Raw genomic sequence first — 11,668 nt, 5'->3', positions numbered from 1 at the left:
TTTTTATAGAAACTATTTTTTCTCATTTTGATATCACCATAAATTTCGTATAGATTTAACTACTCTTCTTAAATCCCCATCAGTCATCTTCGTATCTGAAGGCAAGCAAACACCAGTTTCAAATAAAGTTTCAGCTGTATTACCACCAACATAATCATATTTTTCGAAATATGGTTGTAAATGCATTGGTTTCCATAATGGGCGAGATTCAATATTCTCTTTTTCTAAAGCTTTTATTATATCTAGTGGTTTAACTTTTCCACTAACTGTTATGCACGAAAGCCAGTAGTTCGAATCAACCCAATCATTTATCGGCATAAATTTAATAGAATCAATATCTCTAAGGTTTTCCTTATAAAATTCAAAGATATATTTTTTCTTCTCTACTCTATCTTCTAATACTTTTAATTGGCCTCTACCAATACCAGCCAGAACATTACTCAAACGGTAATTGTAACCTAATTCACTATGTTGATAATGTCTTGCGTGATCACGCGATTGAGTTGCCCAGAATTTTACTTTTTCAATTCTTTCTTTATTATCCGAGACAAGCATACCACCACCAGATGTGGTGATAATTTTATTTCCATTAAAAGAAAAAACACCGTAATCGCCAATCGTTCCAGTGTGTTTTCCCTTATAGTAAGCACCCAACGATTCAGCTGCATCTTCAATTAATACAACATTGTGCTTTTTACATAATTCTACTATTTTGTCCATGTCAGCTGTAAGACCATAAAGATGAACAGCAATAACAGCTTTAACATTAGGGTATTTCTTAAAGGCTTCTTCTAAAGCCTTTGGACACATATTCCATGTGTTAATATCACTATCTATAAATACAGGTGTAGCATTTTGATAAATAATAGGATTAGCTGAAGCAGAGAAAGTCAAGCTTTGACAGAATACAATATCTCCCTCACCGACCCCTGCTGCTTTTAGTGCTAAATGGATTGCAGCAGTCCCCGATGAAAGTGCTGCAGCTGCTTTAGAACCAACCTTTTTCGCAAATTCTTTTTCAAATTCATTCACGTTTTCTCCTAGTGGAGCAATCCAATTTGTTTCAAATGCTTCCTGTACATACTGCATTTCATATCCTTCATCACTCATATGGGGCGAAGATAAATATATTCTGTCAGCCATAAAGACAACTTCCTTCCACTAATATGTTATGAACAACAATTTATTTTACGGTTGCTTTAGCTTCGTTTACAATCTGTACGAGATACTCAAATATCTCATATTTAATCTCATCATTCTGTAATGCAAAGTCTATCGTTGTTTTGACAAAACCCATCTTTTCACCAACATCGTAACGTTTACCTTCAAAGTCATATGCATAGACTTTTTGTTGTTCATTGATATGCTGAATTGCGTCTGTTAACTGAATCTCACCACCAGCTCCAATTTCTTGACGATCTAGAAACTCAAATATTTCCGGTGTTAATACATAACGTCCCATAATCGCTAGGTTAGACGGTGCTGTTCCTGGTGCTGGTTTTTCTACAAATTTATTAACTTGATAACGTCTGCCTTCTATCGTCGACGGATCAATAATGCCATAGCGATGTGTTTCATTTTCTGCTACTTTTTGAACACCGACAACAGAGCACTGCGTTTCCTCAAATTGTTCGATTAATTGTTTTAATCCAGGTGTTTCCGCTTGGACGATATCATCACCTAGTAGAACAGCAAATGGCTCATCACCAATAAATTTGCGTGCACACCAGACGGCATGCCCTAATCCCTTTGGCTCTTTTTGACGAATATAATGAATATCGACATTTGTCGTTTCTTTTACTTTTTCTAGTAAATCCCACTTTTCTTTTTTTGCAAGATTATCTTCAAGCTCAAAGTTATGATCAAAGTGGTCCTCAATCGCACGTTTACCTTTTCCTGTTACGATGATAATATCTTCAATTCCTGATTCAATCGCTTCTTCAATAATATATTGAATCGTTGGTTTATCAACAATTGGCAACATCTCTTTCGGCATTGCTTTCGTTGCTGGTAAAAATCTAGTTCCTAAACCTGCCGCCGGAATAATCGCTTTCTTAATTGTTTTTTTCAATGAGATAACCCCCATGTTTGATAATAGAATTAATATCGATATTGTTTTAATATAATATTATGAGCCCTTCGCCGTAACCAATTCCTTCTCCATAAAGACAACCCGCATCAACTCATCCTTCAATTCCCCAATCTCACACCGTTCAAATCCTTCTAGTAGTCTACTAATCTCATCGGCATCGACTTCTTTCGTTCGTCCGACATAGATTTTTTCATAAACTTCTCCTGGATGGATTTCATCTTCGCCGAGAAGTTCTTCATACATCTTCTCTCCTGGGCGGATGCCGGAGAATTCGATTGGGATTTCATCTTCGGTGTAGCCTGAGAGACGAATTAAGTTTTTTGCGAGATCGACGATTTTTACTGGTTCGCCCATATCAAGGACGAAGATTTCGCCACCTTTAGCAAGTGTTCCTGCTTGGATGACGAGTCGTGATGCTTCGGGAATCGTCATGAAATAGCGTGTCATATCGGGATGAGTGACCGTAACAGGTCCGCCAGCAGCGATTTGCTTCTTAAATAAAGGGATGACACTGCCACGGCTACCGAGCACATTTCCGAAACGGACGGCAACGAATTTTGTTTTGCTATGTGTCGCCAAGTCTTGGATGACCATTTCAGCAATCCGTTTTGTCGCACCCATCACATTTGTCGGGTTCACCGCTTTATCGGTTGAAACGAGTACGAATCGTTTCACATCAAAATAGTCAGCTGCTTCGGCGACATTTTTCGTGCCGATCACATTGTTCTTGACCGCTTCATGGGGATTGTATTCCATTAATGGCACATGTTTATGGGCTGCCGCATGGTAAATGATAGCTGGCTCATATGCTTGTACAATATCAAACATACGCTCTCGGTCTTGTACGTCACCGATGATTGGGATGATTTCAGTCTCCGTTTGGCCGTAAGTACGACGTAATTCCATATCAATGTTATAAATGCTGTATTCTCCGTGGCCAACGAGAATGATGCGTCCCGGCTTGAATGTCATTAATTGGCGACATAGTTCTGAACCGATGGAGCCACCTGCCCCCGTTACCATGACAGTGCTTCCCGTCACATATTCCTTAATAGATTCAATATCAAGAACGACAGGTTCACGGCCTAGCAAATCCTCAACTTCCACATTTTTCAAGTTACTGACGGACACTTTCCCCGTCATTAAGTCTTCTATTTTCGGTATCATTTTGACAATTGCTTTTGTTTCATTACATAAATCGACGATATGCTTTAATTCGCTTCGCTTTAATGATGGAATAGCAATGATGACATGCTCGATATGGTGATTTTTCACGATTTCTGGGATGTCTTTGATTTGCCCGATAACTGGGATGTCGTATATTTCCATCTTCTGTTTGGATAAATCATCATCAACGAATGCGACTGCATTTAGTTCGGTATCGTTATTGCCATTATGGAGCTGTCTTGCAATCATGGACCCAGCTGCTCCGGCGCCGACGATAAGTGTCCGTTTTTTGTTCGTATCTTTAGCAATGTATTGATCGCGGAAGACCCGCCATACGAAACGCGAGCCACCGATTAAAATAATATGTAAAAGCCAAGTGACAAAGAGCGTCCGTCGGTAGATGCTAAAGTCATTTACTAAAAATTGAACAACACCGGTTGCTAGAATGGCGAATGTCACTGACTTCACGATTGCTAATAATTCTCCTACACTCGCATATGCCCATACTTTATGATACAACTTATAAATCATGGCAAATAAATGATGGAATACGAGTAAGGCAATTGAGCTAATGACAAGCACTTTTGTATCAAGTGCTGTCTGTGCATTCGGATAGACGATCCATACGGCTGCGAATATCGCACATGTTACGATAATTGAGTCGAGTAAGATCAGTAGTGTCAGCCGTCTACGATATGACAATCGTTATTTCCCCTTTCACTTTGTTACTATGCGTCTGTCTTTGATAAGTTCCCTATAGATGTCTGTTTCATAATGTTTTCCATTTTTGTCTATTTTTGTTACAACGTGTATTGTAACAAAAGTCAAGTCAATATTCCTAGTGACTTTTGAGACAAAAGTCATAGTCTCATTTAATTCGTCAACCTTTTAGTCATATGAATGTTATAAAATAGCTTTTCGAAAGAAGTCCATCGCTTCTTTTCGACGATGAATGCCAATTGTATGGTATATATCACTCATATAATTTTTAACGGTTCCTTCACTAATTTGTAAGATTTGTGAGATACGATGATTTGTTTTACCTTCCATCGCTAAATAAGCGACTTCTAATTCTCGAGCTGTTAGTTCTATCCCTTTATTTTGTAAACGAATCCCTAGAAGTGTCTTTTTATCTTTCGTTAAGTGGCGGAGTCGCTGGATCATCATTTTCGCAATGGGTCCAGAGATGACATTCTCGCCACGACTTACTTCATGAATAATCCGGCGACACGTATCAGGATAAAGATTACTTAGAATAAAGCCGTCAACACCGACATTGACCGCCCTAAAGATCAATTCTTCTTCTGGCTCATCGACGAGGAAGATGATTTTCACTTTAGGCAGGCGTTCTTTTATTCTAGCTGTTGCCGCAATGATATCAATCTGACATGAATCAACAACGAAAAGAATAATATCGGGTCGTAGAGATTGGATACGTTTGACATGTGAACCGTTTTCAACAATCCCCACAACTTCAATATCAGGATCCTTTGAAATAATCGCTTTAATCCCTTCACCAAATAAACGATCTTCTTGAATTAATAACAAGCGTATCAATCGTACATCAGCTCCTATCGTATCCCCAAGTACTTGTTAATTTTTATTATAACAAACGACATCGACATATTTTTGTACACCATTCTTGTATAATGGAAATAGTGTTTACATCAGGAGCGTAGTCGTTAGTGGGGCTTAAAATAAACCTAAAAAGCGCTTGCGCTTCGTAATCCGTCTCGGTTCGTATTTATTAATATTTTCTCCTGCGATTAAATATTCACCGTTCTCTAGGAACATGTATGTCATATCTAACCCGTATTTTTTCTCGATTTCTTGATACGCTTCTTTCATACTGAAGCCTCTTGATGTTGTGTTATGGGCATCTGAAGCGATAAAATGTGCTAAGTTTGCATCGATAATCTGTTCTGTGAATTTTTGAATGTTTTTCCCAAATTTGCCGATAACACTTGCGGCTGTCACTTGTGTAAGTGCACCTTTACGAACAAATTCATATAGTTTGTTTGGATGTTCACTTAACTCACGGTTACGTTCAGGATGTACAATAATTGGTATAAAGCCCGCGACCTGAACGTCAAACAGCATTTGTTCGGCATAGCGTGGGACATGGCCTGATGGAAATTCTATGAAAATGTATTTAGTGTTGTTTAATGGTTGGATTGTTCCTGCTTGGAGATCTTCTAGCAGTTCACCATATATACGAATCTCTTGACCTGGTAAAACATTTAGTGGAATATTTTCATTTGCTAGAAGTTGGTTTAGTAATTCGACGTGTTTAGTGATTGACTCTTTCTCGTTATTGTATTGTCCGTTCATATGATGTGGTGTCGCAATAATCGTATGAATTCCCTGTTGGACGGCTGCATGTGCCATTTCGATACTATCGATTTCCGTCTGTGCCCCATCATCTACCCCCGGTAAAATATGACTATGAATATCAATCATTCTTATCTAACCCCCTTTATTTTGTTAGCGGTGATGTATACAAGTTGCCCTTTTTATGTATACAAGTTGTGTACTATCATACAAAAAAATGCGTTATTTAGCAATTTTTTGTATAAAGTGACAACGCTAGAAAAACATATGTATCGGCGTTTTTACTGATTTTTAAAATTTGATTTCAGAATATTATTAGTTATAAATTTATTTTTTATTCATAAAATAGCTCTAAAGGACTACTATATTTTAACATTTTCTCGGCTTATTTAATAGTTTATTGCCAATTTTATATATGACACTATATTTCCCATGATTGTTGTAAATTTTTTGTAAAAAAATGCCTATGCTATTTTTCCATGAATAACATAGGCGTTTTTAATCTAATTATTTCCGTAATAGTAATAATAAGAATTGGCAGCTTTTTCACGGTCGTTTAGAACGGTACCGAGTAGTTTCGCTTTTGCTGGTTCTAATGCTTCTTTTGCTTTAAGTGCGGCTTCTTTTTCCGTCTTGCCGCTACGAATAACAAGAAGCGTCCCATCGACTGAATCAGCAAGAATCTGTGCATCTGTTACCGCGAGAACGGGGGGTGTATCGAAAATAATGATATCGTATACTTCTTTCGCTTCACTGATCAGTTCTTTTAACCGTTTAGACGCTAATAATTCCGATGGATTCGGCGGAATCGGTCCTGATGATAAAATATCAAGATTATCTTCCACTTCTGTATTCACCGCTTCTTGAAGTGAATGTTCACCGACAAGTACGTTACTTAAACCTCTTAAGTTATCGAGGCGAAATGTGTAGTGTACGGTCGGTTTCCTCATATCGGCATCAATTAAGAGAACTTTTTTCTCCTGTTGCGCATTGACAATCGCTAGATTCGCTGTAATCGTAGACTTCCCTTCACTTGGTCCAGATGATGTCACAAGCATGGAACGAAGCTCGTCATCAACTGAAGCAAATTGCAGATTTGTCCGGATTGTCCGGTACTGTTCTGATATGGGTGAACGTGGATTCAGCTTCGTTATTAAATGCCGGATGGATGAATCAAACTGTTTTCTTTTGCGCGCCACTGAAACCACCTCGTTTCACTCGTGATTGCTGATGCATTGGCATTCTTCCTTGACGAAGATCTTCCGTTGTCATTGTCGAGATTACTCCGAGAACTGGAAGGCCAAGTTCTTTTTCAACGTCATCTTCTGTACGAATTGTGTTATCAAGATATTCGAGTAGAAAGGCAAGTCCGACACCAATCATCCCACCTAATACGAGTGCGATGGCGATGTTTAGGAGTGGTTTTGGTGATACAGCTAATGGATTTTCTGCCATTTCTGCTGCTGAGAGAATTTTTACATTATCGACATTCATAATGTCAGGAATCGTATCTTGAAATACTTTTACCGTTGTGTTTGCAATTTGGGTTGCGAGTGCTGGATTTGGATCTGTTACAGTGACATTAACAACTTGGGAATTCTGTTCACTTGATACTTTAATTTTACTACTTAATGTTCCAGCCGAATAATCCAAACCCAGTTCTTCAATGACTTCATCTAGTATTCTAGGACTTTCCATAATCGCGTTATATGTATTGATAAGTTCGACGTTTGTACGAATGTCATTGATATTATACGCCATATTTGGATCTTGTTGTGATTGGTTCACGATAAATTGTGAGCGTGATTCGTATTGTGGTGTAATAATGAAATAGCTAAACACCGCCGCAATGAGTGCAGCCCCTAATACGAATGCAACAATCAGCATAAAGCGTTTTTTTATGACCCCGAATATTTCTTTCAGGGAGATTGTTTCTTCCATGAGCTTACCTCCGTTAATTATCTTCTATTTTCGACTCATATTTCTATTATTTATTTGTAACAAAAACAGACATATAGGAAATGTTAAACATCATAATCGAAATTATACCATAACACCAGTCTATTTAATAATGTTTTTATACCAAATTTCAAGTTTTGCGACATTTCTTTATGGGTAAGCATGATACAAGAAAGTATCGCTTCTTTAATATAAATGACAAAAAATGACGTTATTATCAACGTTTGCAAGTGTCAAAATACTGTCATATTTGTCGTTTGATACTGTTATTTTAGTACTAATTAAATTTGTTCTATAATATCTTAGTTGTGTTTTTAGGTCTTTTTGATTACTAAATTTAACTTTATTAAAATATTGCAAGCGTTTTCTTATGATTAAGCTAAATATATTTTCCAATACTCTATATTATACACTTTTTAGAATAATAAATTAGTTCCTTCTGCCTATTGGGGATAGTACGTTCGGATTATGTCGTTTATTGTTACATTTCTATTACAAATAGATGAGATAGGTTGAAACTACTAGGATTAAAGCTATAATAGTATGCAAAATAGTATGTTTTTGTCTGATTTCCCGATTTTATCCATTGATAAACAGGACTTTCAGATATTTTTCATAATACATGTTTTAATAGTGTTTTCATACTAGTTTTAAAGGGTATGACTTTCCACTTAGTTATATGTAACTAAATTAACTTCGTGAGTACGCGCTCGAGTATGTATTATGTACCGAGCCTTGACCATATTATGTGAAAGGGGTAAATTCAATGGCGAATAAGAAGATTTATATGGGAGTTACGGCGAGTGCTGTCATTGCTTCATCGTTACTTGCAGCCCAGAGTGCTGATGCAGCGTCTCATACAGTAAAACCTGGGGACACACTGTGGGACATAGCTAAGAAGTACGAGACATCTGTTTCACATTTGAAAGAATTAAACAATCTATCAAGTGATATTATTTTACCTAACCAGTCACTTAAGGTTGCTGGGGAGAGTAAATCAAATTCAAGCACCTCAAAGAGCACATCTAATAATAGCGGAAAATCTTCCAGCAAATCGACATCAGGATCCTACACCGTTAAAGCTGGCGATACATTAAGCGGCATTGCTTATAAGCATAAAATTTCTCTCAACAAATTAATGGAATTGAATAATTTAAATACGACATTAATTTTCCCAGGGGATAAATTAGTAGTTGGTAAGAATGCTAGTTCATCTAGTACATCAGCGAAAGGAAGTTCGAGCAGTGGTTCTAGCGCGCCGTCCAACGCAAGTACATATACTGTCCTAGCTGGTGACACGTTAAGTGGTATCGCAAGTAAATACGGCACTTCCGTTAGCAATCTGAAGAAATGGAACAACTTAAACTCTGATCTGATCTTAGTCGGTCAGACGTTAACAGTGAATGGTGCGAAGAGCGGATCTTCATCTAGTTCTAGTACGAGTTCCAATAAAGGAAGTTCATCTAGCAGCTCCACTTCATCAAGTAATCAAAAGAGTACAACAGTGTACACCGTCAAAGCTGGTGACTCACTATCACGTATCTCGGCGCAATTCGGCGTCTCAGTAAATGACTTGAAACAGTGGAACAATTTATCTTCTAGTCTCATTTATGTTGGACAGAAGTTGAATGTCAAAGGTGGTAAGAGCAGTGGTGGGGGCACGTCATCAAGTAGCTCCAGTAGTTCTAGCAGCTCTAACTCATCAGCGAATAAAGGTACAGCAACAAGCAGTGGCTACAATGTTGATAAACTATTAAGTTCAGCCTTTTCTATGCAAGGCGTGAAATACGTCTGGGGTGGCGCGACACCAAGTGGATTTGACTGTAGTGGCTTCGTTCACTTTGCTTACAATGAAGCTGGGAAAAAGATGGGCCGTACATCAAGCCAAGGTTACTATGATCGCTCATACTATGTCTCAAACCCACAAGTTGGCGACCTTGTCTTCTTCTCCGGCACATACCGCAGTGGCATCTCCCACCTCGGTATCTATATCGGTGATAACAAATTCATCCACGCCGGAACGAGCACAGGTGTCACCGTCACAGACTTAAGCAACTCTTACTGGAGTAAGCATTTTGATTCATTTAAGCGGTTGTACTAAGATGATGGCTTAATGACATATTAAATATGATGATAAGGAAAAACCTCGGGAACCCGAGGTTTTTTGTTTTGGGGTTTGGGTGGTGCGGGATGGCGGGGGCGCTGAGGTTGGGGGGGGCGGCGGAATCGAGCGGTGAGGTATCGGAATCGGGCGGTGGTGCGCTGGAATCGAGCGCTGAAGCATCGGAATCGAGCGCTGGAGCCGAGGAATCGAGCGCTGTGGCGCCGGAATCGAGCGGTGGAACACTGGAATCGAGCGGTGAGGCGCTGGAATCGAGCGATGAACCCCTGAAATCGAGCAGTGGAGCACAGGAATCGAGCGCTGGAGCATCGGAATCGGGTGGTGGGGTACGGGGACCGCGCAATTCCAAATTAAAACTAAGTTCTACTTTTGAGAACCTAGTTTTAATGATCGAATCTAACCTTTTTATTGTAGTAACGGCTTTTGATTCTGCTTTTATACCATTGCTTTACCTCTATACTTGGTACATCATCGAATTGTTCTTTTAGCATTTTCTTTAATTTACTATATTGCATTTCAATTGATTTTCGGTCGCCTATTTTTTCAAAAAGTTGCATCAATTTAAAATAAATATCTTCATTATATGAAGCAATCGATTGATAATGAAGGTATAGCATAATAGCTTCAGCATATTTTCTTCTATCAAGGTAGTAACCTGCTATTTCATTTAAATAAGAAGTCCATAGAACCCTTAATCGATTTTGTTCACTAAGTGCCCAATGATAATTATCTTCTTCTAAATAATCGCCTTTATAGAGCCTTAACAAAGATTTGTAAAATTTTAGTTTTTCTTTAGACGTAAATTCGAGATTTTTTAACCCTTGTTCCATATGATCGACATCTGTTCGAACACCATTCATCTTTATCTTATATTGATTATTAGTACTAATAATTTCTATCGGAAACTGTATTTGATCCAAGGTCCTTCTAATTTGGTAAACTGTAGAATAAAGTTGTGTTGAAGCGTTTTTTACATCGGTTTCAGGCCATAGTGTGTCAATAATAACATCCTTTCTAACAGATTCAAACCGATTATGAACTAAAAATGCAAATAATTCCCTTGCCTTTGTTGTGCGCCAGTTTACATCAATTTGACTATGATTTAATGTTCTTTTAAATTCTAACGTTTTAAAACAAGATATGACTGGGGAATTGTAAGACTTTTTGTTAATTCTAATTTTTAAGCGTTCAATCGTTTTCATTAAGCGATTAGTATTGACAGGTTTTGTTAGGTAATCAACTGCCTCTATCTCGAAAGCTTCAACAGCATATTCTGAGTGGGCGGTTACAAAAACGATGCCTACTTCGGGAAACACTTTTAATACTTTTTTGGCTAATGTCATTCCACACATTTCCGGCATGTTTATATCTAGAAAAACAATATCAGGTTTTTCTCCAATGATTGCCTCATAGGCTTTAATAGGGTTTGTATACTTCCCTACAATCTTTAATTCGGATATTTTCCTTATGAATTTTTCCAATAAGTCTAACGCTATCACTTCATCATCAACTAGAATTGCTCTCACTACTTGCCCCCCTTATTGATAAATGAACCGGTTAGTAACCCCGAATATAATTTTGAAATTTAAATCAGATCGTATGTCTTTCCCTTTCATTTTTAAACAAATATAATTTTATCATATATGGAAGTTTATTCCATAACATGTATGAAGTTTTCCTGAAATATATTACCGAAATAATTTGTAAATAATTAATGCGACATTGAGTATAACAATTAAAACAAGAACAATGGTCATCGCAAATTGGAATACTGTTTGAAATGAGTAATTATCGATTTCTTGTTCGTCTTGTTCATTTTGATCATGTGGTATTCTTCCATTTTCTAAGTAGTATAATAACTCTTCCTCAATTTCCTGATTTAATTTTTCTGCATCTGGCTGTTGTTTCTCATTTATTTTTTTCTTCATTGCTTACGACCACCTAACGTGCTATATATGACAAAAGGATTGAAAACTGTTTACTCTATTCAAGCCACT

General features: G+C 37.6%; 10 protein-coding genes. 1 reads left to right on the top strand and 9 read right to left on the bottom strand.

Annotated features, from left to right (window positions below):
• Nucleotides 1–33: 33 nt before the first annotated feature.
• The 7 genes from VIG73_RS01225 to VIG73_RS01195 all read right to left on the bottom strand — a co-directional run bounded on the left by VIG73_RS01225 (nt 34) and on the right by VIG73_RS01195 (nt 7,531).
• The gene (locus VIG73_RS01225; RefSeq protein WP_331638567.1) at nt 34–1,143 is read right to left on the bottom strand and encodes a DegT/DnrJ/EryC1/StrS family aminotransferase; all 1,110 of its coding nucleotides are present in this window, start codon (nt 1,141–1,143) and stop codon (nt 34–36) included.
• A gap of 40 nt (nt 1,144–1,183) precedes the next feature.
• Nucleotides 1,184–2,071: a UTP--glucose-1-phosphate uridylyltransferase GalU gene (gene galU / locus VIG73_RS01220; protein WP_414648349.1), complete on the bottom strand. Its 888-nt coding sequence runs from the start codon at nt 2,069–2,071 to the stop codon at nt 1,184–1,186.
• Between the two features lie 57 nt (nt 2,072–2,128).
• Nucleotides 2,129–3,961, bottom strand: a complete 1,833-nt coding sequence (locus tag VIG73_RS01215; protein WP_331638564.1) for a nucleoside-diphosphate sugar epimerase/dehydratase — start codon at nt 3,959–3,961, stop codon at nt 2,129–2,131.
• 201 nt (nt 3,962–4,162) lie between these two features.
• A complete protein-coding gene (locus tag VIG73_RS01210; protein WP_331638562.1) occupies nt 4,163–4,816 on the bottom strand; it encodes a response regulator transcription factor in 654 nt (217 codons plus the stop codon).
• Between the two features lie 135 nt (nt 4,817–4,951).
• Nucleotides 4,952–5,719 carry a tyrosine-protein phosphatase gene (locus VIG73_RS01205; protein ID WP_331638560.1) on the bottom strand — a complete coding sequence of 256 codons (768 nt, stop codon included), beginning with the start codon at nt 5,717–5,719 and terminating at the stop codon, nt 4,952–4,954.
• 374 nt (nt 5,720–6,093) lie between these two features.
• Entirely contained in the window at nt 6,094–6,789 is a 696-nt protein-coding gene (locus VIG73_RS01200; RefSeq protein WP_331638558.1) for a CpsD/CapB family tyrosine-protein kinase, read from the bottom strand.
• Nucleotides 6,764–7,531: a YveK family protein gene (locus VIG73_RS01195; protein WP_331638556.1), complete on the bottom strand. Its 768-nt coding sequence runs from the start codon at nt 7,529–7,531 to the stop codon at nt 6,764–6,766. The genes VIG73_RS01200 and VIG73_RS01195 overlap by 26 nt, the downstream gene beginning before the upstream one ends.
• 784 nt (nt 7,532–8,315) lie before the next feature.
• Between VIG73_RS01195 and VIG73_RS01190 the strand changes: the two genes are divergently transcribed.
• Nucleotides 8,316–9,650 (top strand): LysM peptidoglycan-binding domain-containing protein, encoded by a 1,335-nt coding sequence (locus tag VIG73_RS01190; RefSeq protein WP_331638554.1) that lies wholly within the window; start codon nt 8,316–8,318, stop codon nt 9,648–9,650.
• Nucleotides 9,651–10,054: 404 nt separating this feature from the next.
• Here the strand turns inward: VIG73_RS01190 and VIG73_RS01185 are convergent, their stop codons facing one another.
• Nucleotides 10,055–11,197 carry a response regulator gene (locus VIG73_RS01185; RefSeq protein ID WP_331638552.1) on the bottom strand — a complete coding sequence of 381 codons (1,143 nt, stop codon included), beginning with the start codon at nt 11,195–11,197 and terminating at the stop codon, nt 10,055–10,057.
• A 162-nt stretch (nt 11,198–11,359) separates the two neighbouring features.
• Complete coding sequence (locus tag VIG73_RS01180) at nt 11,360–11,599, bottom strand: hypothetical protein (protein WP_331638550.1); 240 nt, start codon at nt 11,597–11,599, stop codon at nt 11,360–11,362.
• Between the last annotated feature and the right edge of the window lie 69 nt (nt 11,600–11,668).

It is taken from the genome of Cerasibacillus sp. (assembly GCF_036516575.1).
In the GTDB taxonomy this organism is placed as follows: domain Bacteria; phylum Bacillota; class Bacilli; order Bacillales; family Amphibacillaceae; genus Cerasibacillus.
Note: the sequence above shows the minus strand (reverse complement) of the source record. Positions and strands in the feature narration are given on the sequence as shown.

Coding starts and splice junctions, on each gene's coding strand:
- VIG73_RS01180 (WP_331638550.1), bottom strand. CDS start 11,599: ATGAAGAAAAAAATAAATGAGAAACAACAGCCAGATGCAGAAAAATTA.
- VIG73_RS01205 (WP_331638560.1), bottom strand. CDS start 5,719: ATGATTGATATTCATAGTCATATTTTACCGGGGGTAGATGATGGGGCA.
- VIG73_RS01225 (WP_331638567.1), bottom strand. CDS start 1,143: ATGGCTGACAGAATATATTTATCTTCGCCCCATATGAGTGATGAAGGA.
- VIG73_RS01195 (WP_331638556.1), bottom strand. CDS start 7,531: ATGGAAGAAACAATCTCCCTGAAAGAAATATTCGGGGTCATAAAAAAA.
- VIG73_RS01190 (WP_331638554.1), top strand. CDS start 8,316: ATGGCGAATAAGAAGATTTATATGGGAGTTACGGCGAGTGCTGTCATT.